Genomic DNA, 25200 nt, shown 5'->3' with positions numbered 1-25200 from the left:
TCTATCAAGTAGCGAATGAGTGGATACAGGGGAAATGTCCAGTGGTCAGGGGGAGAACGTGACGAGGGGGAGACGTGACCGTGGCGCAGCCTGATGTGAGTGTCGTCATCGGGGCGTACGAAGCGATGCCGTACCTGATCGAGTGCCTCTCGTCCGTCGAGGCACAGACCATCGATCCGGAGCGCATCGAGGTCATCGCGGTGGACGACGGCTCGACGGACGGCACGGGGGAGTACCTGGAGGAGTTCGCCGAGCGCGCTCCCATGCACGTCCTGGTGATCCGGCAGGAGAACTCCGGCGGCCCCAGCGGCCCGCGCAACGTGGGCCTGAGCAAGGCGACGGGACGCTACGTCTTCTTCCTCGACGCCGACGACCGGCTGGGGCCCGAGGCGCTGGAGCGGATGGTCGCCATGGCCGACCGCGCCGGCACGGACGTGGTCCTGGGCAAGGTCGAGGGAGTGAACCGCTCCGCGCCGAAGTCCATGTGGGGCCGGACGGAGGAGCGCACCGACGTGTTCTCCTCCAACATCATGTTCACGCTCAGCGCGCAGAAGCTGTTCCGCCGGGAGCTGCTGGACCGGCACGGCATGCGCTTCGACGAGTCGCTGTTCACCGGCGAGGACGCGCTGTTCACCATGGAGGCGTACCTGCGGGCCGACGGCGTCTCCGTGGTCGCCGACCACACCTGCTACTACCTGGTCGGCCGCGACGACGGCAAGCACGTGACCAAGAGCGGCGGTTACACGCTGCGCTTCGACTCCGCACGGGCCCTGATGCGGCTCATCGCCGACCTCGTCCCGGCGGGTGCCCGGCGCGACCAGCTCATGGTCCGGCCCTTCGTGGTGACGCTGCTGCCGCAGTTCGGCCCGAAGTACCTCACGGACGACGAGGAGACGCGCCGGCACAAGCTCGAACTGGCCAAGCCGCTGATGGACGCCTACTGGACGCAGGGCGTCGCCCGGCGCCTCAAGGTCCACGAGCGGCTGCGACTGCACCTGGTCGCCGAACAGCGCCCGGAACTGCTCCTCGACGTGGTCAAGTTCGTCAAGAACAAGAAGCAGGCGGCGGCACTCCTGGAGAAGAAGGGCCGCCGGGTCTACCTGGCCTACCCGCACTTCCGGGACCGCGCCGCCGGCATCCCCGACGCGGTCTACCTCGCCGGGCCGCGCGAGGCCCGCGCGTTCCCGGGCTACCGGGAGGGCGGCGTCGACTCGTTCGTGCGGCGTGCGGCGCGCAAGGCCCGGCGGGTGCTGACGGCCCGCGAGATGCGGGCGGCATGACAGCGGGGCCGCCGGCCGGTGGCCGGCGACCCCGTGGCCGCCTCGTCGTGCCGTTCCGTCAGCGCGGTGCGGCCGTGACCGCCGGCTCGGAGCGCGGGCTCGGCACGGCGGGCAGCTCCGCCCGCAGCCGCTCCATCACCCGGGCCCGGTGCTCCCGGGCCGTCTCGCACAGGGCCTGTACGGCCGCGTTGAAGCGCTCCTGGGACGACGGCTCGGCCGGCCCCAGCAGGCGGAGCTTCAGCTCGGCGCGGGCTTCGGCCAGTTCGTCCTTCTCCGGGTGCCGGACCGTCTCCAGCAGCGCCGGCACACCGGCCGCGTCCGGCGTCAGCACGGTCGCCGCGGCCACCGTCGGGAACGCCGCGCGGAAGGCGTCCTCGGGCAGCCCGCTGGTGTTGGCCACCGCGTACGGCTTCTCGCTGGCCAGGAAGTCGCTGATCACGCTGGAGACGTCGGAGATCAGCAGGTCGGCCGCGTTGAAGCAGGAGTACAGCGCGGGCCGGGCGTCCGTGATGACCTGGTGCTCGCCCTCCGGCAGCGAGGCCCAGTACGCCTCCTCCCACGCGGCCGTCGCCCGCGCCACCGCCTCCGCGCGGCCCGGCTCCGGCGCCGACTGCAGCAGCATCCGCTCCACGGTGTCGGCCCCGGACCGGAAGACGGACGTGGTGAGGCGGTCCAGCTCGGCGGCCCGTGCGGTCACCTCCGCGCCGGCCGGGGGACGCTGCTCCGTCCGCTCCCGGTTCGCCGCCCGGATCAGCTCCCGGATGCGCAGGTCCGCCGCTCCGGCGCGCGGGTCCACCGAGCCCGTCAGCGGGTGCGGCTTGTACAGCAGCCGCACGCCCGGGTCGGCCAGCAGCGCCCGCACCAGGTTCTCGCCGGCCTCGATCACCGAGGTGTTGCCGGGGTTGCCGTCCCAGCCCTCCCAGGTCGGCGCGTACAGCACGGTCGTGTACGCCCCCGTCGGCGCGCCCGTGCCGGGCAGCACGCCGTCCAGCTGCGGGCGGCCCGTCTCCACCACGTCCTTGTCCTCGACCCCGACCTCGGCCAGCGCGTACCGCTCGCGGGCGGCGGGACCGGCCACCCACACCTCGTCGTACGCCTTGGCGTACGGGTTGCACGAGGAGAGCTTGTCGCTCTCGCCGTGGTTGACGAAGGTGTGCTTGATCGTGGGGATGCGCAGCACCTGGGAGGTCTTGCCGGAGTTCGACGGGTGGATCAGCACCTGGAGCGTGGACTGCTCAAGACGCATCAGCGTGGACACCTTCGGCAGGCAGACGATCGGGATGTCCGTCGCGGCGATCTTCTGCACCATGAACCGCTCGCGCAGCACGATGACCGGCCGGCCGTCGACCTTCGCCAGCGGCTCCAGCCACATGTTCGCCTGGTACGCCGAGGAGGCGCCGCCGGAGAAGTACAGGCCGACCGTCGGCCGGTACTCGGCCAGCCACGCGTCGAACCACTCCAGCACCCGCTGCTCGTCGGCCGGACGGCGGCCCGGCAGCAGCCGGACCAGCAGCGCGCCCAGGCCGGCCAGCGCGAGGACCAGCGAGAGCGCGACACCGGCGGCCCCGTACACCGGCCGGTCGGTGGAGGCGGTGGCCAGCAGCCCCGCCGTCGCCGGCAGGCCGAGCACCAGCAGCCGGGGGCCGGGGCGGCGCAGCAGCACGTGCGGGGCGGGGGAGAGCCGCAGCGCCGAGGCGTCGATGTTGCGGGTGAGCACCGGCAGCGTGCGGGTGCGGCGCACCAGCACCGAGGCCGCCTGGATCGCGCAGTGCAGCACGTAGAACCCGAGCAGCCCGGCCACCAGCGGGACGTACACCGTCTCCCGGTCCTGCTCGCCGAGCCGCAGCAGACCCACGACCAGCAGCAGGTCCCGCAGGACGTGCCGCACGGTGATGTCCGCCTGGGACTTGGCGAAGAGGTTCAGCACACCGCGCTGCCAGCGGTACAGCACGCCCTCGGTGACCAGGGACAGAGCGGTCGCGGCGAGCAGCAGCGGGACGTGCGGCAGCAGCGCCGCGACCGCCTGGGCGGCGAACGCGGCGGCCAGGGCGAGGGTGACCAGCCCTTTGAACAGGGCCGGTGGGCGGGGGAGAGGTAGGGGCACTGCGGTCACTCCAGGAGCTTCGGTTCGGCGCGCATCGGCCGTCCGGGTTAACGCGCGGCGACCTCCGGACGACACGCGCGTGTCCGGTTCATGGCAGACGACTGCCGTCCCGCCGTGCGATCGGACGGTAGCGGATGATCGCCGTCCTGTCGCGGGGTGGGGTGCGAAATCACTGCCGCCCCCGCCGCCGCGTGATCCGCCCGGCACTGTCCGTAGCGTGGACCGGCTCCGCGCCGCGTCCGCGCGTCCCGTAGATTTCCTGGTGAGGGACCGGAACGACGTTGAGGGGACGGGCGGCGACGTGGCAGGGGCAAGGCAGGCCGTGGGCGAGGCCCGAAGGATCGTCGTCAAGGTCGGCTCCTCCTCGCTGACCACCGCCTCGGGCGGCCTGGACGCCGACCGTGTGGACGCGCTGGTCGACGTGCTCGCCAAGGTGCGCGGTTCGGGGGAGCGTGAGGTCGTCCTGGTCTCCTCGGGCGCCATCGCCGCCGGTCTCGCCCCGCTGGGCCTGCGGCGCCGCCCCAAGGACCTGGCCCGCCAGCAGGCCGCCGCCAGCGTCGGCCAGGGGCTGCTGGTCGCCCGCTACACCGCCTCCTTCGCCCGCTACGGCGTGCGCGTGGGCCAGGTGCTGCTCACCTCCGACGACATGAGCCGCCGCGCCCACCACCGCAACGCCTCGCGCACCCTCGACAAACTGCTCGCCATGGGTGCCGTCCCGGTCGTCAACGAGAACGACACCGTCGCCACGGACGAGATCCGCTTCGGCGACAACGACCGCCTCGCCGCCCTCGTCGCCCACCTCGTCCGCGCCGACCTGCTGGTGCTGCTCTCCGACGTGGACGGCGTCTACGACGGCGACCCCGGCAGGCCCGGCACCTCCCGCATCGCCGAGGTGCACGACCCCTCCGACCTCGCCCACGTCGAGATCGGCAGCGCGGGCAAGGCCGGAGTCGGCACCGGCGGCATGGTCACCAAGGTCGAGGCCGCCCGGATCGCGGCCGCCGCCGGTGTCCCCGTCGTCCTCACCAGCGCCGTCCACGCCGCCGACGCCCTGACCGGCCAGGACACCGGCACCTACTTCCACCCCACCGGCAAGCGCTCCGCCGACCGGCTGCTGTGGCTCCAGCACGCCTCCACCCCGCAGGGCGCGCTCACCCTGGACGACGGCGCCGTGGAAGCCGTCGTGCGGCGGCGCAAGTCGCTGCTGCCGGCCGGTATCGCCGCCGTCGAGGGCGAGTTCAGCGCCGGCGACCCGGTCGAGCTGCGCGACGGCACGGGACGCGCGGTGGCCCGCGGGCTCGTCAGCTTCGACGCCAAGGAGATCCCCCGCCTCATCGGCCGCTCGACCCGCGAGCTGGCCCGCGAACTCGGCCCCGCGTACGAACGCGAGGTCGTACACAGGGACGACCTGGTGCTTCTGCACCCGTAATGTGCCCAAACATCCGCCCCCGGTGGTGGACGTTCCGCAAAACCGCCACGCGATCCCTTGCGGCCTGCTCAACTTTGACGCAGGGAACTGTTCCGCAGCAGCGCCGCTGAGCGAAGGAGGTCGTCGTGAGACGAGTGCGCCCTGGGACCGCCGCGTCCCGTGGTGGTGCCGGCTCCCGCACGACCGGCGAGGAGCGCGCCCTGACCAGCGTGGCGGCCGGGGACCGCTTCGAGGGCGGGGAACCCGCGGACACCCCGCGCCTGTGGCACGTCACCCTCAGCGTCTCCGGCAAGGAGGCCCCGCTCCCCGAGGTCCGGCGCGCCCTGGAACAGCTCGCGCACGACCACCCCTTCCTGCTGACCAGCCGCTACGCCGTCGACCACGCGGAGATCCGCTACTGGGAGGAGGCCCGCGACCTGCACGACGCGGCCGCCGTCGCCCTGCGGCTGTGGGGCGAGCACCGGCAGACCGCGGGGCTGCCGCCCTGGGAGATCGTCGGCCTGGAGGTCATCGACCGCGCGACCTACCACCAGCGCATCGCCGAGGGCTACGGACCGCCCCCTGCCTCGCCCGTCGGAGTCCACCCCTTCTGATCGCCCTGCGGTCCCTGTCCGGTCAGGGTCCGGTCCGAGTCCGGGTCCGGGTCCGAGCCCTGTCCGGTCCCGGTCATCTGCCGGTCCGATCCCGTCAGGGACGTGTCTCGGGACGTGTCTCGGGGTGTGTCTCGGGGTGTGGAATGCGCGATGAACGGATCCGCCCGGCGCACTACGCTTCCGGTATGACCACGCTCTCTCCGTACGACTCGATGTCCCCGGTCACCGAGGCCGCCTACCGCGCCAAGGCCGCCGCCGCGAGCCTCGCGCCGCTGCCGCGGGCCGACAAGGACGACGCGCTGCTCGCCATCGCGGACGCGCTGGAGGTCCGTACGAGCGAGATCGTCGAGGCCAACGCCAAGGACGTCGCCAAGGCCCGCGAGGCCGGCATCAGCGAGGGCATGATCGACCGGCTCACGCTCACCCCCGAGCGGGTCCGCGCCATCGCCTCAGACGTGCGCGACGTGGCCGCCCTGCCCGACCCGGTCGGCGAGGTCGTCCGCGGCTCCACGCTGCCCAACGGCATCGACCTGCGCCAGGTCCGCGTGCCGCTCGGCGTCGTCGGGATCATCTACGAGGGCCGGCCGAACGTGACCGTCGACGCCGCCGCCCTCTGCCTGAAGTCGGGCAACGCCGTCCTGCTGCGCGGCTCCTCCTCCGCCTACCAGTCGAACACCGCCCTGGTGCGCGTCCTGCGCGACGCCGTGGGCGGGGCCGGGCTGCCCGCCGACGCCATTCAGCTCGTGCCCGGCGAGAGCCGCGACAGCGTGCGCGAGCTGATGCGCGCCCGCGGCCTGGTCGACGTGCTCATCCCGCGCGGCGGCGCCTCCCTGATCAACACGGTCGTCCAGGAGTCCGTCGTCCCGGTCATCGAGACCGGCACCGGCAACTGCCACGTCTACGTCGACGCCCAGGCCGACCTCGACATGGCCGTCGAGATCCTGATCAACTCCAAGGCCCAGCGGGTCGGCGTCTGCAACGCCGCCGAGACCCTGCTGGTCCACCAGGACATCGCCGCCGCCTTCCTGCCGCGCGCCCTGGACGCCCTCGCGGAGGCCGGGGTCACCGTGCACGCCGACGAGCGCGTGCAGGCCTACGCCAAGGACTCCAAGGCCACCGTCGTCGAGGCGACCGCCGAAGACTGGGAGACCGAGTACCTGTCCTACGACATCGCCGCCGCGGTCGTCGACTCGCTGGACAAGGCCGTCGAGCACATCCGGCTGTGGACCTCCGGCCACACCGAGGCCATCGTCACGACCTCCCAGCAGGCCGCGCGCCGCTTCACCCAGCTGGTCGACTCCACCACCGTCGCCGTGAACGCCTCCACCCGCTTCACCGACGGCGGCCAGTTCGGCTTCGGCGCGGAGATCGGCATCTCCACGCAGAAGCTGCACGCCCGCGGCCCGATGGGCCTCCCGGAGCTGACCAGCACCAAGTACATCGTGACCGGCGACGGGCACGTCCGCCGCTGAGCGCACCGGACCCGCACCCGCCCCGAACGGCGTAGTGGGTATGCGCGGCGGCGTATCGGTGTGCGGCGGGGGCGGACCCCCTGGCCGCGCGCCGCGGGGAGCACCGGGAACGCCGTCTCGACCGGCGGATGAATTTCCCTGCCGTCTGCCCAAAATGACCCCCCAGGTCTACTCTGGATGCGTGCCGGAGGACGTGGGGGGCACGCCGTTCTCGGACGGCCGCGAGCCCGACGACGACCACGACCGCGGGGTGTCGGACGAAGAGTTCGCCTCCGTGGTCTTCGACGAGGCCTTCGTACGCGCGGCCGTGGTCCACGAGCCGACCGCCGTGGAGCGTCTCCTGGCCGCCGCACAGGCGAGAGCCGAGGCCTCCGAGGCGGAGGCCCGCCGCGCCCACTCCGCGGGCGAGCGCTTCGACGACGGATACGGCCACCGCGGCTTCGACCGTGATCCCGACCTCGACGACCTCGACGACCCCGATCTCCTCGAGGACCACTACGGCGACGGCGGGCCCTACTCCAGACAGGTGCGCTGGCACCGCCCCGTCGCCTGGGTACTCGCCCTCGTGATGGGCATCGGCATGGTCGCGCTGGCCTTCACGGCGGTCTACCGGGGCGCGTCCTCCAACCGCGAGGACCCGGTGCCGCCGCCCGCCTCGACAGGGCAGGAACAGGGCGGCGGCGCGGCCCCCTCCGCCTCCGCCGACCACTCCCGGCCGGCCATGTCGGTGATCCCCCGCACCCCCTGACCTGAACCCGCCCTTCTTGGTGAGAACCTGTCAGAACTTGTGGCGGAGCGGGGCGTTTACCCGGGCTTCGGGCGACCTACCCTGAAGATATGGGCGGACCTGGAGACCCACCCGAGGGGACACCCGAGGGCGCTTCCGGAGGTGGAGAGGACGAGTACCGATCCGTCGTCTTCGACGAGTCGTTCGTCCGCGCTGCGCGGCTGCAGGAGTTCTCCGCCCAGGAGCGCATCGGCGACCACGCGCCCGCCGTGCGCCGCCGCCCGCCCCTGCGCCGCGGCCTCTCACGGCAGGCACTGGTCCTCGTGCTGCTGATCGCCCTCGCCTTCGGCACCGCCATCTACATGGGCGTACGGCACCCGTACCAGACCCCCGCCGCCAAGGGCACCGCCGAGCCCCTGCGCATGACCGTCATCCCGCTGGCCCCCGAGGGCAAGGTGCCCGGCACGGCCGACACGGCGTCCCTGTACGACAACAGCCCCGCCGCGCAGTTCAAGGTCGGCGCGGAGGGGGTGGCGCTGCCTCCCTCGCGGCGCACCGCGCACTTCTCGGACAGCCAGGTCGTGACCGCCCTGACCACCGCCAAGGACTACATCGTCCGGTCCGCCATCGACCCGGACGTCGTCACGGGCGGCGAGGTCCGCGCCGTGCGGGTGCTGCTGGACCCCGACCAGCTGGACCAGTTCGACCAGAGCTTCGCCCGCCCCACCCCGGACGGACGCCACGCGCCCACCGGCTGGCTGGTCCGCTTCGACCCCGGCCGGGCCGAGCTCGCCGACCGCGAGGTGCGCGTCCAGGGCACCCTGCAGGCCGCCGAGGTCGACTCCTCGACGCTGGAGGTCACCGCGGACCACACGTTCGTGTACGCGCTGCGCCCGGCCGGGGCCGGGGACAAGGCCGACGCCTCCCTGTTCACCGTCCGGCGCGAGCTGCACTTCCGCTTCGACCGCGACGACCTGCGCCTGCACCAGGCCCAGCTCGTCGTCTCCTACGTCCAGGCCGGACCGCTCTCCTGTGCCGAGGACTCCACGAACCACCTCCGGCCCCTGCTCGCCGGCCAGACCGCCAAGGAGGGCGGACCGGCCGGCACCGACCCGTACGCCACGGGCAGCGCGACGGCCCTGTGCGGCTCGCTGGCGACGAGCGCGCTGCCGAAGGTGTGAGGCGCCACCGGCGCCGGCGCGGGGCTTGGGGGTCCTGGGGGGGGCACGCCGGGTGGGCACTCGCACCCCCGGGCCTCCCGCGCCCCCGGGCACTCGCACCCCCCCGGCACTCGCACCCCCCCGGCATTCGCACCCCCCGGGCATTCGCACCCCCCGGGCATTCGCACCCCCCGGGCATTCGCACCCCCCCGGGCCTCCCACGCTCCCCGCTTCTCCCGCGCGCCGCGGCCCCCGCGGGGCCTCCGCTCAGGCCCGGGGCACCGCCCCGGTCCCCCGGCCCGGTGTCACCTGGTCACTTGCCGTCGCGCGGGCCGTCGCCGCCCGGGCCGTCGGACCCGTCCGGTGTCCCCGTACCGCCGGAGGACGGCCGCTGACCCGAACCCGTGAAGCCGCCGAAGCCGCGCCGGACCCGGTCCCCCAGGTCGCCGGCGCCGCCCGCCAGGTCGGTGACCAGCTTCATCAGCGGGTCCTTGGAGTTCTTCACCTCTGAGGTGTAGTGGGCCGCCGACTCCCGCCAGGAGTCCCGGACCGAGGTGTCCTTGTCCTCGTCGCGCCGCGCGTAGTGGCCGTCCATGATCCGCTGGTAGTCCCGCGACTCGGCCCACCTCTTCAGCTCCGCCGCCCGCACGGTGGTGAACGGGTGGGAGCGGGGCATCACGTTGAGGATCTTCAGCACGGAGTCGCGCAGGTCGCCCCCGGCCTCGTACTCCTCGGCCTGGGCGAGGAACGCGTCCACGTTCATCTCGTGCAGGTGGTTGCCGCCGGCGATCTTCATCAGGCCCCGCATGGACGCCTGCAGATCCTGCCCCACCAGCAGCCCCGCCCGGTCGGCGGACAGCTCCGACTTGCGGAACCACTCCCGCAGCCCGGTCACGATCGCCATGATCGCGAAATTGCCCAGCGGGATCCAGGCGACCCGGACGGCGAGGCTGGTCAGGAACAGCAGGATCGTCCGGTACACCGAGTGGCCGGACAGCGCGTGCCCCACCTCGTGGCCGACGACCGCCCGCATCTCCTCTTCGTCGAGCAGCTCGACCAGGCCCGTCGTCACGACGATGATCGGCTCGTCCAGGCCGATGCACATCGCGTTGGGCTGCGGGTCCTGGTTCACGTACATCGGCGGGACCTTCTCCAGGTCCAGGATGTAGCAGGCGTCCCGCAGCATCACGTTCAGATGGGCGAACTGCTGGTCCGACACGCGAACCGAGTCGGACAGGAACAGCAGCCGCAGACTGCGCTCCGGCAGCAGGCCGCTGAGCGCCTTGAACACCGTGTCGAACCCGCTCAGCTTGCGCAGCGCCACCAGGGCGGAGCGGTCGGCCGGGTGCTCGTAGGCGCGCGAGGAGATGCCGGGGAAGCGCCTGCGCTGCCTGCTCGGCACGTGCTCGTGGCCCTGGTGCGCGTGGCCGTCGGACATGTCTTCCCCCATGTGCGTATGGATGACCTTTGCGGCCCCTTGTGCGGCCCTTTGCTTCCCCGGGACCGAGCTCAGCCTAGGCGGAGTTACGGTGGTCGGGCAGTACGGCGAAGGGAACCACCGTCATGGAGCAGCACCCCGCCGCCTGGCTCGCCGAGGCCGCGAGCGCGGCCGACCGGCAAGGAGGGCCGGGGATTCTCCGGATCGTTCTCATCGTGATGATCGTGGGGTGTGCGCTGACCGCGTGGTTCCTGCTGCGTGGCTACAGACGGAAGGACGACTGAGCCACCGCGAAGGTTCCCTCGCGGGGCCCCGCGACCGGGCCCGGCGGCAGCTCCCGCGGCCTGGCGCGAGACGAACAGGCGGAGTCGGGGTGATCGCGCTCGGGGCGCCCGCTTACGATGAGCCGACGTCTTTAACCCGCCCTCACGCGATAGGTACTGCCGAAGATGAGCTTCCACAGCACCGCTGCCCAGTTGGTCACCCTCGCCGCCGAGGGCGAGGAGCACGGCGGAAACCACGAGAGCCTCAGCCCCTACCTCACCGGTGGTGCCGCCCTCTTCATCCTGCTGCTCCTGCTGTGGATCACCACCCGCTTCAACCGCGACCGCTGAGCCCGGCCGGGCGCCCCGCGCGGGGCGCCCCGGGGACCACGGGGGCCGCCGGGGCCCTCAGGCGGGGCCGGTAGGGTCTGCACGCATGGGAGAGCAGGACATGCCTACCGGTCCGGCGAGCGAGACGCCGCACGACCCGGCACAGGACACGGCGAGCGGCACCGAGCGGCACCCGGAGCCCCGCCGTGCCGCCGCGGACGCCCCCCGGACCTACGGCCCCGGCAGGGGCCCGTCGCAGCCGGGCAGGCGCCGCCTCGGCGTCATGGGCGGCACGTTCGACCCGATCCACCACGGGCACCTGGTGGCCGCCAGCGAGGTCGCCGCGGCGTTCCGCCTCGACGAGGTGGTGTTCGTCCCCACCGGCCAGCCCTGGCAGAAGAGCCACCGCAGCGTCTCCCCGGCCGAGGACCGCTACCTGATGACGGTCATCGCGACCGCCGAGAACCCGCAGTTCTCCGTGAGCCGCATCGACATCGACCGCGGCGGCCCCACCTACACCGTGGACACCCTGCGCGACCTGCGCGCCCTCAACCCCGACACGGACCTGTTCTTCATCACCGGCGCCGACGCGCTCGCCCAGATCCTGACCTGGCGGGACAGCGAGGAGCTGTTCTCCCTCGCGCACTTCATCGGGGTCACCCGGCCGGGCCACCATCTGAACGACCCCGGGCTCCCGGAGGGGGGTGTCTCGCTCGTGGAGGTTCCCGCGCTCGCCATCTCCTCCACGGACTGCCGTGCGAGAGTCGCCGAGGGCGATCCCATCTGGTACCTGGTGCCGGACGGCGTCGTGCGCTATATCGACAAGCGCGAGCTGTACCGCGGCGAGTGAGCCGAGAGGGGCACCGGTGAACGACCGATACGACCCGGGGTACGGGGGCGACCAGTACGAGCTCGTCGGCTACGACGAGTACGGCCGGCCTGTCTACCGGCAGGTCCCGGCCCAGCAGCAGACCTACGACCCGTACGCCCAGCAGCACCAGCAGGCGTACGGCTACGACCCCTACGCCACGGACGGGCAGCAGCAGCCCCCGCCCGCGTACGACTACGGCGGGCAGCAGCAACAGCAGCAGGGCTACGGCTACGACCCCTACGCGACCGGCGGGCAGCAGGGCGGCCCCCAGGAGCCGTACGGCGAGCCGTCCCGCGCCGCCGGGCAGACCGCCCAGCAGACCTCCCCGCAGGCGCCCCGGCAGACCCCCCACATCCCCCGGCAGGCCGGGCCCGCCGGCCACGACGAGGCCCCCGCCGAGCAGGAACGGGACTACCGCACCGAGCAGTTCGCCTTCGTCGAGGAACCGGACGGCGACTCCGAAGACGTCATCGACTGGCTGAAGTTCACCGAGAACCGCACCGAGCGCCGCGAGGAGGCCCGGCGCCGCGCCCGCAGCAGGATCGTCGCCCTGGCCGTCGTCCTCGCGCTCGTCGCGGCCGGCGGCGTCGGCTACCTCTGGTACGCGGGCAAGCTGCCCGGCCTGTCCTCCGACGGCTCCAAGGAGGGCACCGCGACGGCCGCGGGCGCCCAGAAGCGGGACGTCATCGTCGTGCACCTGCACGACACCAAGGGCGGCGGCACCTCCACGGCCCTCCTCGTCGACAACACCACCACCGGGAAGGGCACCACCGTCCTGCTGCCCAACTCGCTCGCCCTGACCAGCGACGACGGCACCACGACGACCCTCGCCAAGTCGGTCGACGACGACGGCTCCGACGGCACCCGAGAGGCGCTCGACTCGGTCCTCGGTACCGCCATCGAGGGCACCTGGCGCCTGGACACCCCCTACCTGCAGAACCTCGTCGACCTCGTCGGCAACATCGAGGTCGACACCGACACCGACGTCCCCGACCCCGGGGCCGAGAAGAAGGGCGAGGCACCCCTGGTCAACCAGGGCAAGGACCAGACCCTCAGCGGCAAGGCCGCCGTCGCCTACGCCACCTACCGCGCGACCGGCGAGGCGCAGAACGCCCAGCTGGAGCGCTTCGGGCAGGTCATGCAGGCCGTGCTGCGCAAGATGTCCTCCGACCCCCAGGCCGCCACCACCACGATCCAGACCCTGGCGCAGATCCTCGACCCGTCCCTGACGGACAAGGACCTCGGCTCCTTCCTCGCCGGGCTCTCCGACCACGCCAAGGGCGGCGACTACGCCACGGACCTGCTGCCCGTCCAGGGCGACGGCACGCTGAGCGCCCAGACCGGCGCCGAGGTGGTCAGGAACGTCCTCGGCGGCTCCGCCAAGAGCCCCGACAAGGACGCCGCCGTCCGCGTCTCCGTCCAGAACGCCACCGGCGTCAAGGACAACACCGAGAAGGCCCGCGTGGTGCTCCTCAACGGCGGCTTCACCTTCCTGGAGGGCGGCACCGCCGGCGCCCGCGCCACGTCGCAGGTCGTCTACGCCGACGCCGCCGGCAAGGCCGAGGCCGCCGAGGTCGCCAAGACCCTGGGCCTGCCCGGCAGCGCGGTCACCAAGGGCAAGAGCGCGGCGAACGCCGACGTCTCCGTGGTCCTCGGCCAGGACTACGAACCGTCGTCCGGCTAGTGCCGGGCACCGGTCGGGAGTGCGGCCCCCGCGTGATCCTCGTTTATCGCGTGGGGGGCGCGCCGCGGTCCGTGAGACCCTGGGGGACAAGTGTCCACCGACCGAAAGCCATGCAGTGACCGTGACCGACCGCTCCCAGGAGCTCATCAACACCGCCGCCCAGGCGGCCGCCGACAAGCTGGCGCACGACATCGTCGCCTACGACGTCAGTGACGTGCTGTCCATCACGGACGCCTTCCTGCTCGCCTCGGCTCCCAACGACCGCCAGGTGAAGGCGATCGTCGACGAGATCGAGGAGCGCCTGCAGAAGGACCTCGGCGCCAAGCCGGTGCGCCGCGAGGGCGACCGCGAGGCCCGCTGGGTCCTGCTCGACTACGTCGACATCGTGGTGCACGTCCAGCACAGCGAGGAGCGCGTCTTCTACGCCCTGGAGCGGCTGTGGAAGGACTGCCCCGAGCTGGAACTGCCCGAGGACGCCAGGGCCACCCGCGGCAAGGCCGAGGAGCACGCCAAGCTGCAAGCGGCCGAGGAGGCGGCGGAGCTGGGCGGTGACTGGCGGTGAGCACCTTCAGTGAGGCCGGCAGGCCGGGCCGGGGCCGCCGCGTCATCCTCTGGCGGCACGGCCAGACGTCGTGGAACGTGGAGCGCCGCTTCCAGGGCACCACAGACGTCGCGCTCACCGAGACCGGCTTCGCCCAGGCCCGCCGCGCGGCCCGCCTGCTCGCCTCGCTGAAGCCGGACGCGATCGTCGCCTCCGACCTGCAGCGGGCCGCGCACACCGCCGCGGAACTCGCCACGCTCACCGGCCTGGACGTGACGCACGACGAGGGGCTGCGCGAGACCTACGCGGGCGTCTGGCAGGGCCTGACGCACGAGGAGATCCTCGCCCGGCACGGCGAGGAGTACGCCGCCTGGAAGCGCGGCGAGCCCGTGCGCCGCGGCGGGGGCGAACTGGAGACCGAGGTCGCCGACCGCGCCGCCCCCGTGGTCCTCCGGCACACCGAGAAGCTCCCCGAGGACGGCACGCTCGTCGTGGTCAGCCACGGCGGCACCATCCGCACCACCATCGGCCGCCTCCTCGGCCTTGACCCCCACAACTGGGAGAGCCTCGGCGGACTCTCCAACTGCTGCTGGTCCGTCCTCGGTGAAGGCGCCCGCGGCTGGCGTCTGCTGGAGCACAACGCCGGCACGCTGCCCGAGCCGGTGCTCGGCGACGACGACTGACCCCGGATTTCACTTTCCGGCAGGTCGCAGGCTAAAGTTCTTCTTGTTCGCCCGGCCCGCCGGGAAGCGGACATCATGCGGTTCCACCGCGTGACGAGGGGCTATAGCTCAGTTGGTAGAGCGCCTGCATGGCATGCAGGAGGTCAGGAGTTCAATTCTCCTTAGCTCCACATCAAGATCCCGTTCCCGTCAGGGGACGGGATTTTTCATGCTCCGCGTTGAGTCACCCGGGCCCTGTGAGGCGTATACCTCTACGGCCCCGCCGGGGTGCCGTGTCCGGACTGGTACTGAGGCGTCGCTGACCGTATTGGTCCGGCCGTGGCAGAATCAAACGGCCGGAAGGGGGCGCGGCCCGACGGGAGGAGTAGCGATGCCTGCGAGCATCCTCGAGGAGGTCGACCACCTCCTCGGAGCAGGACTGACACGGGACATGTCCACCCGCCTCAGCTGCCCTTCCTGCGGATCCGCGCACGTGGCCCAGATGCTCGGCGACAACGGCGGGATCTCCTACGTGTGCACGGCCTGCGGCCACAGCTGGAGCTGATCGATGGGTGCACACAGGCGGAAGTGCGACTGGTGCGGCAGCGGGACGCCGATCGTCCGCGACATGGAACCGATCAATCCCGACTACCAGTACTGGTGCGAGGAGTGCGCGCGGGCGCTGATCATAAAAGGCGACCCCATCGAGACGTACCGCGAACTGGAGGGCGAGCCGATCTACGGCCGGCTTCTGGAGGAGCACTGCACACTCAAGCGGTTCTACTCGTTCGTCACGGCCTGAGAACCGGCATTCCGGGCATATCGGGCAAGGCGAAACCGATTTGGTGTTGAGCCCGCAGGACCAGTAATGTTGGCTTCGCCGCCGGGGAAACCCGAAGGCAACACCGCAAGGGGCTATAGCTCAGTTGGTAGAGCGCCTGCATGGCATGCAGGAGGTCAGGAGTTCAATTCTCCTTAGCTCCACAGCAGATGAGAAGGCGGGCCATCCGATCGGATGGCCCGCCTTCTCGTTGTGCGTGGGTTGTGCGCGGGGAGACACGGATACGGCGGGCCCCCCGGTGAGGAGCCCGCCGACGCGTCCGCTCAGCGGCCCAGAGCGCGGCGTCCGCGGCCCTGGGACAGGACGGGGAGGTTGCGGGACGGCGCACCGCCCGAGCGCGTGTCCTCCTCGATGCGCAGGGCCAGCGCGGGGCACCGGCGCACCGCGCGTAGAGCCTTGGCCTCGGCGTAGCGCGGCACCTGCGCCTGCGCCACGGTCGGGAAGCCGTCCGCGCCGAGCTGGAACACCTCGGGGAGGATGTCCGCGCACAGCCCGTGGCCACGGCACAGCGTCCAGTCGACGTAGATCTTCTGACGGCTCGGGCCGTTCTCCTCGGACTCGCCGCCCGGGATGCCCGTCGGGGCCCGGCCGCCCTCGAAGAGCGGCAGAACGCCCTCCACGCGCCGTCCGCAGCCGTTGCCGAGGACATGGGCGGCCAGGTCGTCCGTGAACGCCTTGATGGTCGACTCCAGGAACATCGCGGAGCCGTCCGGGTGCGAGCAGGCGCCGCGCCGCTTCACGTTCTTGGCGACCTGCTTGAGCGCCTCGAGCGCGGCCGGGCCACCGCCGTTGAGGATGTCCTCCAGGCCGCGCGCGGCGGCCGGCAGGCCGAGGTAGCAGGGGCCGCACTGGCCCGCGCTCTCCTCGGCCAGCCACTGGGCGACCCGCAGCGACTCGCCCAGCGGGCAGGTGTCCTGACTGATCGGCAGGATGGCGCCGGCGCCCAGCGAACCGCCCACCGCGTCCAGGGAGTTGCGGGAGACGATCGCCTCGTTGACCGTCGCCGCGTCGATCCACTTGCCGTGGTAGCCGCCGGTGAGCACGCCCTGCGGCACCGGCGGCGCGCCGGCCAGCTGCAGGACGTAGCGCAGCGGCACGCCCGTCGGGACCTCGATCACCATGGGCCGCGCGACCGCGCCGGAGACGGTGAGCATGACCGTGCCCGGCTCGTCGTACAGGCCGGTGTTGCCGTAGCGCTCCGGGCCGATGCGGGCGGCGATGGCCAGCTGGGCGAAGGTCTCGGCGTTGGACAGCAGCGTGGGCGCGCCGCCGACGCCGTACTGCGAGGCGCTGACCTTGCGGCCCGGCGGGATGGCCGGGCCGCCGTCGATCGAGCGGATCAGCGACGCGGCGGCGCCGGTGACCATGCGGACCGGGTTGCGCTGCACGCGCGCCCGGAGGGCCGAGCGGCGGCCGTTGCTGAGGCCGCGTTCGGAGAGCGCGGCCTCCATGGAGCGCTGTGTGGACTCACGGGTGACCCCCACCACGAGCGTGCGGGCACCCAGGGCCTCGGCGCACAGCAGCGCGCCGTCCAGGATGAGGTGCGGGGCACGGTTGATCAGCACCGTGTCCTTGCGGCAGGCCGGTTCGTCCTCGCTGCCGTTCACGACGACGACCGGCCGGACGCCGCGCTTGATCGCCGCCTCGGCGACCGAGCGCAGCTTCTTGTGGAAGGGGAAGCCCGCGCCGCCGCGGCCCTTCAGGTTGATGCGTTCGGCGAGTTGCGCGAGCTGCTCGCCGCCCATCGGCTCGAGCGGCCCGTGCACCTTGAGGTGCATGGGCAGATCGAGCCGATCGACAAGGTCGAAGCCCGACGTGAGCTGGGGAAGGCCGACCACGCGGACTTCGGGTACGTCGGGCAGGGCCTCGTTCACTTAAAGCCTCCGGAAGGCGTGTTCCAAGGTTCGCCCGATCCCGGTGCGTCGAAGTCGTAGGACGCACCGGGCAGTGTTTCAGTGGCGGGACCGCTGTTGTACGTGTCGTTCGGGTAGTACGTGTCGTAGACGGCGTTCGTCTCACCCGTGTCGTACACATCACTCGATCCGTAGCCGGCGGCGCCTTGATTGCCATAGGCCGGGATGTTTTGTCCGGTGTCCTGGGCCGGGTCGTAGGGCGGGATGTTGAAGCCCGTGTCCTGCAGCGGGTCGTAGGCCGACGGCGGGGCCTCGCCGACCGGGGGCGGGGACGGGATCGGCCAGCTGCCCGAGGTGCTGGACGGGCTGTCCACGGCCGGCATCGCCTGGGTGGGCTGCATGTCCAGCGGCAGCTCCATGCGGTCGGTCGGGCCGGGTGCGAAGGGCTGACCGCCCGGCGGCGGGCCCGAGACGGCCCGGTAGGCCGCCGCGAAGCCGTTCGCGGGCTCCTTGGCCGCGGGGCGTTCCGCCTTCTCGAACAGCGGCCCGGACGGGGACGCGGCCGCCCTCGGGGAGGCGTCCCGGCTCTCGTAGCCGGGCAGCGGGGAGCCGCCGCCGGTCCGGGACCGGCTCTCCTCCAGGTCCCTGCGGCCCTGGGGCCCGCCGGTCCCCAGCAGCTCGGTCAGCCGGTCGGCGACCCGGCGCTTGACCTGGCGCGGAGCCGCGCGCAGGGCGAGGGCTCCGGCCACGCCGGCCAGCGACAGGCAGTACAGGATGATGAAGATCGGCTTGGCCGCTCGACCCGCGTAGAGCCCGTGGATCAGGGCGGCGCACCAGGCCGGGTAGGCCAGCATGTGCATGGCGCGCCAGCGGGCCGCGACCGGCGCGGGGGAGGCGAAGCGGTTGCGGAGCACGCCGGTGATGCCCACGAAGATCATGAGCATGCCCGCCAGGGTGCCCAGGCCGATCAGGAACGACCTGCCCTGGACCAGCTCCTCGTCGGTGAGGAACAGCCCGAAGGGGATCACCGCGGCGATCCACGAGGTGTGCGAGAGCGCTAGCTTCACGCCGATGTGCACCAGCAGGAAGGCGATCGAGGCGACGGCCGTGGTCCGGTGCACGGCCTGCGCCAGGATGCGCCTGCGGGCGTCCAGCAGGATCCGGTCCTGGGCGACCAGGCCCCAGATCACCGAGCAGGTCAGGCACACGAGGGACAGCACGCCCGCGCCGAAGTTCAGGAACTCGGCGAAGGAGTCGTCCGCCGTGGAGTCGTAGGGGTTCACGACGCGGCTCCCCACATCCCGGTGACCGGGGGTGGCGAGCTGATGGAGCGATGAGGGTTCATGGGGGCAACTCCGAGCGGTTCGGGAGGGCAGCGGTCCCGTGCCGCACTCTAAGCGGAGCCGTACCGATCGGTAGAAGGTTTGAGTTATTGCGCTGTTATCAAAGGACAATGTGCTTGTTGTGATGCCCCTTAGTGGCTGTTACGCGAAGTAACTTTTGAACCTTGTTCAGCCTTTCGGGGTGCGAGGGGCCCCTGTGTCCGCCCGGAAGCGCGTCGCGGCGCGCTGTGGGCCTGCGGTACCCTGACGCCATGCGTGCCGTACGCCTTCTGCTTAGCGGGCCGCGCTGATCAGTCCCGGCCACCGGACCAGTCGAGTGGCCGGAATCGGCGCGGCGTCCCCTCCTGTGCGAGGGGATTTTTCGTTTCTCGACGACACAGCCCGCAGGCAGAGACGATCGATGGAGCTTTGAGGATCATGAGCGAGACGAACCCCGCGGCCACCTCCGAGGTGGCCGCGCCGCACCGCTACACGGCCGCGATGGCTGCCGAGATCGAAGCACGCTGGCAGGACTTCTGGGACGCCGACGGCACCTACGCCGCACCCAACCCCAAGGGTGACCTGGCGGGCGACGCGGAGACCGTCGCCCGGCCCAAGAAGTTCATCATGGACATGTTCCCCTACCCCTCGGGCGCGGGCCTGCACGTCGGCCACCCCCTGGGCTACATCGCCACGGACGTCTTCGCCCGCTTCCAGCGGATGACCGGACACAACGTCCTGCACACCCTGGGCTTCGACGCCTTCGGCCTGCCCGCCGAGCAGTACGCGGTGCAGACCGGCACGCACCCGCGCGTGTCGACCGAGGCCAACATGGAGAACATGAAGGCCCAGCTGCGCCGGCTGGGCCTGGGCCACGACAAGCGCCGCTCGTTCGCCACGATCGACCCGGACTACTACAAGTGGACCCAGTGGATCTTCCTGCAGATCTTCAACTCCTGGTACGACCACGACGCCCGGCGGGCCCGCCCGATCTCCGAGCTGGTCGCCCGGTTCGAGTCCGGTGAGCGGCCCGTCCCGGGCCACACGCGCGCGTGGAGCGAGCTGAGCGCCGCCGAGAAGGCCGACGTCCTGGGCGGGTTCCGGCTGGCCTACGCCTCCGACGCGCCGGTCAACTGGTGCCCCGGCCTGGGCACCGTGCTGGCCAACGAGGAGGTCACCGCCGAGGGCCGCTCCGAGCGCGGCAACTTCCCCGTCTTCAAGGCCAAGCTGCGCCAGTGGAACATGCGCATCACGGCCTACGCCGACCGGCTGCTGGAGGACCTGGAGGAGCTGGACTGGCCCGACGCCATCAAGCTGCAGCAGCGCAACTGGATCGGCCGCTCCGAAGGCGCCCGCGTCGACTTCCCGATCGACGGGGAGCGCATCACCGTCTTCACCACCCGCCCCGACACCCTGTTCGGCGCGACCTACATGGTGCTGGCGCCCGAGCACCCGCTGGTGGAGAAGTTCACCCCGGCCGCCTGGCCGGAGGGCACCCACGAGGTGTGGACCGGCGGTCACGCCACCCCGGCCGAGGCCGTCGCCGCGTACCGCGCGCAGGCCGCCTCCAAGTCCGACGTGGAGCGGCAGGCCGAGGCCAAGGACAAGACCGGCGTCTTCATCGGCTCCTACGCCACCAACCCGGTCAACGGCGAGCAGGTCCCGGTCTTCATCGCCGACTACGTCCTGATGGGCTACGGCACCGGCGCGATCATGGCCGTCCCGGCCGGTGACCAGCGCGACTTCGAGTTCGCGCGCGCCTTCGAGCTGCCGATCCACTGCATCGTCGAGCCGACCGACGGCCGCGGCACGGACACCTCGACGTGGGAGAACGCCTTCTCGTCGTACGACGCGAAGATCATCAACTCGTCGAACGACGAGGTCAGCCTGGACGGTCTGGGCGTCGCCGAGGCCAAGGCGCGCATCACCGAGTGGCTGGAGCGGTCCGGCGTCGGCGAGGGCACCGTCAACTTCCGCCTGCGCGACTGGCTGTTCAGCCGCCAGCGCTACTGGGGCGAGCCCTTCCCGATCGTCTACGACGAGGAGGGCATCGCCCACGCGCTGCCCGAGTCGATGCTGCCCCTGGAGCTGCCGGAGGTCGAGGACTACTCGCCGCGCACCTTCGACCCGGACGACGCCGACACCGAGCCCGAGACGCCGCTGTCCCGCAACGAGGACTGGGTCTACGTCACGCTGGACCTGGGCGACGGCCCGAAGAAGTACCGGCGTGAGACCAACACCATGCCCAACTGGGCCGGTTCCTGCTGGTACGAGCTGCGCTACCTGGACCCGCACAACAGCGAGAAGCTGGTCGACCCGGAGATCGAGCGGTACTGGATGGGCCCGCGCGAGGGCCAGCCGCACGGCGGCGTCGACCTGTACGTCGGCGGCGCCGAGCACGCCGTGCTGCACTTGCTGTACGCCCGCTTCTGGTCCAAGGTCCTGTACGACCTGGGGCACGTCTCCTCCGCGGAGCCGTTCCACAAGCTGTTCAACCAGGGCATGATCCAGGCCTACGTCTACCGCGACAGCCGCGGCATCGCGGTGCCCGCCGCCGAGGTGGAGGAGCGCGACGGCGCGTACTGGTACCAGGGCGAGAAGGTCTCCCGGCTGCTGGGCAAGATGGGCAAGTCCCTGAAGAACGCCGTCACTCCGGACGAGATCTGCGCCGAGTACGGCGCCGACACCCTGCGCCTGTACGAGATGGCGATGGGCCCGCTGGACGTCTCCCGGCCGTGGGACACGCGTGCGGTGGTCGGCCAGTTCCGGCTGCTGCAGCGGCTGTGGCGCAACATCGTCGACGAGGCGAGCGGCGAGGTCACCGTCGTGGACGCCGAGCCGGACGAGGAGACGCTGCGCGCCCTGCACAAGGCGATCGACGGGGTGCGCGGGGACCTGGAGGGCATGCGGTTCAACACCGCCATCGCCAAGGTCACCGAGCTGAACAACCACCTGACCAAGGCGGGCGGCGCGGTGCCGCGCTCGGTCGCCGAGCCGCTGGTGCTGATGGTCGCGCCGCTGGCCCCGCACATCGCCGAGGAGCTGTGGCGCAAGCTGGGCCACACCGACTCGGTCGTCCACCAGGACTTCCCGGTGACCGACCCGGCGTACGTGGTCGACGAGACCGTGACCTGCGTCGTCCAGATCAAGGGCAAGGTCAAGGCGCGGCTGGAGGTCTCGCCGTCGATCTCCGACGAGGAACTGGAGAAGGTCGCCCTGGCGGACGAGAAGGTCGTCGCCGCGCTGGGCGGGGCCGGGATCCGCAAGGTGATCGTGCGGGCGCCGAAGCTGGTCAACATCGTTCCGGCGTAGCCGCGGGGGCGTACGGGCTGTACGGGCCGTACGGGCTGCAGGGACCTTAGGGGTCTGTACGGGCGTACGGGCGTACGGGCGGCCGTACAGACTGCGTGGGCCGCGTGGGCCGCGTGGGCCGCTCTGCCGCTCTCCGGGGGATCCCCCAGTGGTCCCCTAGTGGTCCCGTGGTGGTCCTCTACGGGCAGGTTCGGGGTTTTTCTGGAACTCCGGGCCTGCCTGTTGCGTTTACCGTGGAGAGCGAGCCGAGGTGTGGCGAGACGTCCTGAGGAGGAGCCGGTGGAAGCAGTGTTCGCAGTATTCGCCCTGCTTGTCGTGCTCCTGGTCGTGCTCGGCGTGTACGCGACCGTGAAGGTGGTGGGCGCCGCCAAGCGCGGTGTGGACCGCGGCATCGACCAGGCCCGCCGCACGGTGGAGGACCACACCCTGCGGGCCAAGTCCTTCGCCCAGCCGGGCGCCGCCGGGGAGCTGGCCCAGCTCCGGCTCAGGCTGCGCACCTCGATGCGCGCCACCCAGGACGCGCTGCAGGCGGCCTCCGCCGAGGACGCGTCCCTGAAGGAGACCATCGGCCTCTTCGAGCGGCTCAGCGCGCACGGACACGAGCTGGACGGCGAGCTGAAGCGCCTGGAGTCCGAGCCGGACCGCACCGCGCTCCGCGGACGGCTGCCCGAGCTGCGCGAGCGCACCGAGCGCATCACGCAGTCGGCCGACGCGCTGCGCTGGGCCGCCCGCGACCGTGCCCGCCGTTTCGCCGAGGACGACCTGGACTCGCTCAGCACGCAGATCGACGTCGAGGCCGGCGCGCTCCGGCACTGGACGACGTCACCGGAGTCCCAGGCCGCCGAGCCGAAGCCCGAGTCCGCCGCGCCGAAGGACGAGCGCGCATCGGCGCCGAAGCCCGGGCCGGGAGCCTCCCAGCCTTGGCCCGAGGCCCCCGCCGCCGGTGCCGGGGCCGCCGGGCAGACCTGGCCCGAGGCGCCGCAGTCGAGCCCGGAGCAGGAGCCGGCCCGGCCCGCCATCACCCCGCCGACGCCGCCGCAGACCTATCCCTGGCAGAAGAAGCGCCGCCCCGAGAGCACCACTTGATCCGGCCACGCGCGCCACGGGCCACCGGGGCCGGGCTGCCCTAAGGGTTCCCCGGCAGGTAACCTCCAGCTCATGTCCCGCCATGTCGCGATCGTCACCGATTCAACGGCCTACCTGCCGGCCCGGACGATGGAACGCCATGGCATCACAGCGGTCCCGTTGACCGTGGTCCTCGGCGACCGCGCGCTGCAGGAGGGCACCGAGATCTCCACGCGCGCCCTCGCTCAGGCTTTGCAGAAGCGGCGCCCGGTGACGACCTCGCGGCCCAGCCCGGCGGTCTTCGAGGAGACGTACCGCAAGGTGGCCGAATCCGGTGCCACCGGCATCGTCTCCCTCCATCTGTCCGCCGAGCTCTCCGGGACGTACGACGCGGCCGTCGCCGCCGCCCGGCAGGCGCCCGTGCCGGTGCGGGTGGTGGACACCGGCATGATCGCCATGGCGCTCGGCTTCTGCGCGCTCTCCGCGGCGGAGGCCGCCGAGTCGGGCGGCACTGTGGACGAGGCCGTCACGGCGGCGGAGAAGCGGGCCGCGGGCACGTCCGCCTACTTCTACGTCGACACCCTCGACTACCTGCGCCGCGGCGGCCGGATCGGCGCCGCGCAGGCTCTGCTGGGCTCGGCCCTGGCCGTGAAGCCGCTGCTGCAGCTGGCCGACGGCCGGATCGAACCGCTGGAGAAGGTGCGGACCGCGTCCAAGGCCATCGCCCGCCTGGAGGAGATCGCGGCCGAGCGGGCGGGCGACGCCGAGGTCGATGTCGCGGTCCACCATCTCGCCGCCCCGGACCGGGCGTCGGCTCTCGCCGACCGGTTGCGGACCCGGGTGCCCGGCCTGGCCGATCTGCATGTCAGCGAGGTCGGCGCGGTCATCGGGGCGCACACCGGGCCCGGGCTGCTGGGGGTCGTGGTTTCGCCGCGGTGAACGGTGCGGTGGGGCATCAGTCACCCGTGTGAGTGGGGGAGTTGTCCACAACGGGGCCGCTGTCCCCGGAAATCCACCATGATCATCGCGGGTGGGCCGGGGTGTCCGATCCTCGTCGCATGGCACTTCGATCACGTTCACGCACAGCGACCGCGACCAGTGGCCCGGGGCGCGGGCCCGCATCCGACGGGCGGGTCCGTCATCGCCGCCGTCCGGCTGCCGTACGCGCCCGGGGACGCCACCGTCATGCACCCGCTGAGGAACTCCGGCGGCGTGCGGGAGTGTTGTTCGGCGGGCAGGCCGGGCCGCTCGAACCGGCCGGGGAGCGCCGGGAGTCGGGGCAGGGGCCACCGCCCGGTCCGGCCGGTGCGGGGGAGCACCGCCAAGGGCCTGCTCGGCGGACGGCCCTTGCGGAGCCCGGCACTCTCCCCGCCGGTCCACCGGACGGTGACCTCCATCTCGCCGAGGGCGCCTGGCGGGAGCGGGCCGCGCTCGCGCTGCGGGAGCGCATGCCGCTGTGGTTGCAGGCCAGGTGCGCTCTGGAGCTGCGGAGTGTGCTCGCGCTGTCCGTGGTGCTGATCGCCGCCGCGGTGTTCGCCGTGCAGCACTTCTGGGCGGGCCGGACCCAGTCCGTGCGACCACCCGAGGTGGTGCGGGCGGCGGTGCCGTACGGCCATGGCGAGGAGAGCGGCCGGACCGAGGAGGGACGCGGGCCGGGCGGCGCCGGGGTGCCGGAGGGGGCGTCCGCCGCGGGGGCAGCGGGGTCAGCCGGGCCTCCCGGCGGCGCGGGGAAAACGGGGGCGGGGGCGGCAACGGGTGAGATCGTCGTGGACGTCAGCGGCAAGGTGCGCCGTCCGGGCATCCACCGGTTGCCGGCGGGCTCACGGGTGGCGGACGCGCTGAGCGCGGCGGGCGGGGTGAAGCCCGGCACGGACACCGACGCCCTCAACCGGGCCCGTTTCCTGGTGGACGGTGAGCAGGTGATCGTCGGCGGTCCGGCCCCCGCCGCGGCGACCGGGGCGAGCAGCTCGGCCGGCGGGGCGGTGGTCGGTGGGGCGCCGGCGGCTCCGGTCTCCCTCAACACGGCCACCGCTGAGCAGCTCGACACCCTGCCGGGCGTCGGCCCGGTGCTCGCACAGCACATCCTCGACTACCGCACGCAGCACGGCGGCTTCCGTTCCGTGGACGAGCTGCGCGAGGTGAACGGCATCGGCGACCGCCGCTTCGCCGACCTGCGAAATCTCGTACAGCCATGAGCGGCACCCCGGAGACGCCGACGCGGGGAGACGAGGCGGCGGCTCGGCTCTCGGCTGC

General features: G+C 72.2%; 22 protein-coding genes and 2 tRNA genes. 20 read left to right on the top strand and 4 right to left on the bottom strand.

What is annotated here, in order from left to right; all coding sequences use genetic code 11:
- Positions 1 to 74 precede the first annotated feature (74 nt).
- Positions 75 to 1280 carry a glycosyltransferase family 2 protein gene (locus tag ABZY20_RS17670; RefSeq protein ID WP_356442435.1) on the top strand — a complete coding sequence of 402 codons (1206 nt, stop codon included), beginning with the start codon at positions 75 to 77 and terminating at the stop codon, positions 1278 to 1280.
- Between the two features lie 58 nt (positions 1281 to 1338).
- Here ABZY20_RS17670 and ABZY20_RS17665 read toward each other — a convergent pair whose 3' ends face one another.
- A complete protein-coding gene (locus ABZY20_RS17665; protein WP_356442434.1) occupies positions 1339 to 3384 on the bottom strand; it encodes a hypothetical protein in 2046 nt (681 codons plus the stop codon).
- Positions 3385 to 3685: 301 nt separating this feature from the next.
- Here ABZY20_RS17665 and proB point away from each other — a divergent pair, with 301 nt between their 5' ends.
- The 5 genes from proB to ABZY20_RS17640 all read left to right on the top strand — a co-directional run bounded on the left by proB (position 3686) and on the right by ABZY20_RS17640 (position 8786).
- Positions 3686 to 4813: a glutamate 5-kinase gene (proB, locus tag ABZY20_RS17660; RefSeq protein WP_356442433.1), complete on the top strand. Its 1128-nt coding sequence runs from the start codon at positions 3686 to 3688 to the stop codon at positions 4811 to 4813.
- A 134-nt stretch (positions 4814 to 4947) separates the two neighbouring features.
- On the top strand, positions 4948 to 5406 hold the full coding sequence (locus ABZY20_RS17655; RefSeq protein WP_356442553.1) for a hypothetical protein: 459 nt from the start codon (positions 4948 to 4950) through the stop codon (positions 5404 to 5406).
- 185 nt (positions 5407 to 5591) lie between these two features.
- Positions 5592 to 6878, top strand: a complete 1287-nt coding sequence (locus ABZY20_RS17650; RefSeq protein WP_356442432.1) for a glutamate-5-semialdehyde dehydrogenase — start codon at positions 5592 to 5594, stop codon at positions 6876 to 6878.
- Positions 6879 to 7032: 154 nt separating this feature from the next.
- Positions 7033 to 7626, top strand: a complete 594-nt coding sequence (locus tag ABZY20_RS17645) for a hypothetical protein (RefSeq protein WP_356442431.1) — start codon at positions 7033 to 7035, stop codon at positions 7624 to 7626.
- Positions 7627 to 7715: 89 nt separating this feature from the next.
- Positions 7716 to 8786: a hypothetical protein gene (locus ABZY20_RS17640; RefSeq protein ID WP_356442430.1), complete on the top strand. Its 1071-nt coding sequence runs from the start codon at positions 7716 to 7718 to the stop codon at positions 8784 to 8786.
- A gap of 292 nt (positions 8787 to 9078) precedes the next feature.
- Here the strand turns inward: ABZY20_RS17640 and ABZY20_RS17635 are convergent, their stop codons facing one another.
- On the bottom strand, positions 9079 to 10203 hold the full coding sequence (locus ABZY20_RS17635; protein ID WP_356442429.1) for a M48 family metallopeptidase: 1125 nt from the start codon (positions 10201 to 10203) through the stop codon (positions 9079 to 9081).
- 125 nt (positions 10204 to 10328) lie between these two features.
- Here ABZY20_RS17635 and ABZY20_RS17630 point away from each other — a divergent pair, with 125 nt between their 5' ends.
- The 10 genes from ABZY20_RS17630 (at position 10329) to ABZY20_RS17585 (ending at position 15538) form a co-directional block, all read left to right on the top strand.
- Entirely contained in the window at positions 10329 to 10487 is a 159-nt protein-coding gene (locus ABZY20_RS17630; protein WP_356442428.1) for a hypothetical protein, read from the top strand.
- Positions 10488 to 10652: 165 nt separating this feature from the next.
- Complete coding sequence (locus ABZY20_RS17625; RefSeq protein WP_094057638.1) at positions 10653 to 10817, top strand: hypothetical protein; 165 nt, start codon at positions 10653 to 10655, stop codon at positions 10815 to 10817.
- An 85-nt stretch (positions 10818 to 10902) separates the two neighbouring features.
- Positions 10903 to 11646 carry a nicotinate-nucleotide adenylyltransferase gene (gene nadD / locus ABZY20_RS17620; protein ID WP_356442427.1) on the top strand — a complete coding sequence of 248 codons (744 nt, stop codon included), beginning with the start codon at positions 10903 to 10905 and terminating at the stop codon, positions 11644 to 11646.
- Between the two features lie 16 nt (positions 11647 to 11662).
- On the top strand, positions 11663 to 13351 hold the full coding sequence (locus ABZY20_RS17615) for an LCP family protein (protein WP_356442426.1): 1689 nt from the start codon (positions 11663 to 11665) through the stop codon (positions 13349 to 13351).
- A gap of 115 nt (positions 13352 to 13466) precedes the next feature.
- Positions 13467 to 13913: a ribosome silencing factor gene (gene rsfS / locus ABZY20_RS17610; protein ID WP_356442425.1), complete on the top strand. Its 447-nt coding sequence runs from the start codon at positions 13467 to 13469 to the stop codon at positions 13911 to 13913.
- Complete coding sequence (locus ABZY20_RS17605; protein ID WP_356442552.1) at positions 13904 to 14575, top strand: histidine phosphatase family protein; 672 nt, start codon at positions 13904 to 13906, stop codon at positions 14573 to 14575. The genes rsfS and ABZY20_RS17605 overlap by 10 nt, the downstream gene beginning before the upstream one ends.
- Before the next feature lie 97 nt (positions 14576 to 14672).
- Positions 14673 to 14745: transfer RNA gene (locus ABZY20_RS17600), tRNA-Ala, on the top strand.
- Between the two features lie 200 nt (positions 14746 to 14945).
- Positions 14946 to 15119, top strand: coding sequence for a hypothetical protein (locus ABZY20_RS17595; protein ID WP_356442424.1), 174 nt, complete (start codon positions 14946 to 14948; stop codon positions 15117 to 15119).
- A 3-nt stretch (positions 15120 to 15122) separates the two neighbouring features.
- Positions 15123 to 15356, top strand: coding sequence for a hypothetical protein (locus tag ABZY20_RS17590; protein ID WP_006136074.1), 234 nt, complete (start codon positions 15123 to 15125; stop codon positions 15354 to 15356).
- A 109-nt stretch (positions 15357 to 15465) separates the two neighbouring features.
- Positions 15466 to 15538: transfer RNA gene (locus ABZY20_RS17585), tRNA-Ala, on the top strand.
- A gap of 120 nt (positions 15539 to 15658) precedes the next feature.
- Here the strand turns inward: ABZY20_RS17585 and ABZY20_RS17580 are convergent.
- Complete coding sequence (locus ABZY20_RS17580; protein WP_356442423.1) at positions 15659 to 17269, bottom strand: NADH-ubiquinone oxidoreductase-F iron-sulfur binding region domain-containing protein; 1611 nt, start codon at positions 17267 to 17269, stop codon at positions 15659 to 15661.
- Positions 17266 to 18531 (bottom strand): cytochrome b/b6 domain-containing protein, encoded by a 1266-nt coding sequence (locus tag ABZY20_RS17575; protein WP_356442422.1) that lies wholly within the window; start codon positions 18529 to 18531, stop codon positions 17266 to 17268. The genes ABZY20_RS17580 and ABZY20_RS17575 overlap by 4 nt, the downstream gene beginning before the upstream one ends.
- Before the next feature lie 477 nt (positions 18532 to 19008).
- Between ABZY20_RS17575 and leuS the strand changes: the two genes are divergently transcribed.
- The 4 genes from leuS to ABZY20_RS17555 all read left to right on the top strand — a co-directional run bounded on the left by leuS (position 19009) and on the right by ABZY20_RS17555 (position 25142).
- Positions 19009 to 21882 carry a leucine--tRNA ligase gene (leuS, locus tag ABZY20_RS17570; protein ID WP_356442421.1) on the top strand — a complete coding sequence of 958 codons (2874 nt, stop codon included), beginning with the start codon at positions 19009 to 19011 and terminating at the stop codon, positions 21880 to 21882.
- Between the two features lie 279 nt (positions 21883 to 22161).
- Entirely contained in the window at positions 22162 to 22968 is an 807-nt protein-coding gene (locus ABZY20_RS17565) for a hypothetical protein (RefSeq protein WP_356442420.1), read from the top strand.
- A gap of 72 nt (positions 22969 to 23040) precedes the next feature.
- A complete protein-coding gene (locus tag ABZY20_RS17560) occupies positions 23041 to 23886 on the top strand; it encodes a DegV family protein (protein WP_356442419.1) in 846 nt (281 codons plus the stop codon).
- Between the two features lie 119 nt (positions 23887 to 24005).
- Complete coding sequence (locus ABZY20_RS17555; RefSeq protein ID WP_356442418.1) at positions 24006 to 25142, top strand: ComEA family DNA-binding protein; 1137 nt, start codon at positions 24006 to 24008, stop codon at positions 25140 to 25142.
- The last annotated feature ends 58 nt before the right edge of the window (positions 25143 to 25200 follow it).

The organism is Streptomyces sp. NPDC006624 (genome assembly GCF_040611555.1).
Taxonomy (GTDB): Bacteria; Actinomycetota; Actinomycetes; order Streptomycetales; family Streptomycetaceae; genus Streptomyces.
Note: the sequence above shows the minus strand (reverse complement) of the source record. Positions and strands in the feature narration are given on the sequence as shown.

What these genes read in the sequence shown, in the direction of transcription:
- ABZY20_RS17650 (WP_356442432.1), top strand. Translation starts at nt 5,592, where the DNA reads ATGACCACGCTCTCTCCGTACGACTCGATGTCCCCGGTCACCGAGGCC.
- ABZY20_RS17645 (WP_356442431.1), top strand. Translation starts at nt 7,033, where the DNA reads ATGACCCCCCAGGTCTACTCTGGATGCGTGCCGGAGGACGTGGGGGGC.
- ABZY20_RS17640 (WP_356442430.1), top strand. Translation starts at nt 7,716, where the DNA reads ATGGGCGGACCTGGAGACCCACCCGAGGGGACACCCGAGGGCGCTTCC.
- ABZY20_RS17635 (WP_356442429.1), bottom strand. Translation starts at nt 10,203, where the DNA reads ATGTCCGACGGCCACGCGCACCAGGGCCACGAGCACGTGCCGAGCAGG.
- ABZY20_RS17630 (WP_356442428.1), top strand. Translation starts at nt 10,329, where the DNA reads ATGGAGCAGCACCCCGCCGCCTGGCTCGCCGAGGCCGCGAGCGCGGCC.
- ABZY20_RS17625 (WP_094057638.1), top strand. Translation starts at nt 10,653, where the DNA reads ATGAGCTTCCACAGCACCGCTGCCCAGTTGGTCACCCTCGCCGCCGAG.
- nadD (WP_356442427.1), top strand. Translation starts at nt 10,903, where the DNA reads ATGGGAGAGCAGGACATGCCTACCGGTCCGGCGAGCGAGACGCCGCAC.
- ABZY20_RS17595 (WP_356442424.1), top strand. Translation starts at nt 14,946, where the DNA reads ATGCCTGCGAGCATCCTCGAGGAGGTCGACCACCTCCTCGGAGCAGGA.
- ABZY20_RS17590 (WP_006136074.1), top strand. Translation starts at nt 15,123, where the DNA reads ATGGGTGCACACAGGCGGAAGTGCGACTGGTGCGGCAGCGGGACGCCG.
- leuS (WP_356442421.1), top strand. Translation starts at nt 19,009, where the DNA reads ATGAGCGAGACGAACCCCGCGGCCACCTCCGAGGTGGCCGCGCCGCAC.
- ABZY20_RS17560 (WP_356442419.1), top strand. Translation starts at nt 23,041, where the DNA reads ATGTCCCGCCATGTCGCGATCGTCACCGATTCAACGGCCTACCTGCCG.
- ABZY20_RS17555 (WP_356442418.1), top strand. Translation starts at nt 24,006, where the DNA reads ATGGCACTTCGATCACGTTCACGCACAGCGACCGCGACCAGTGGCCCG.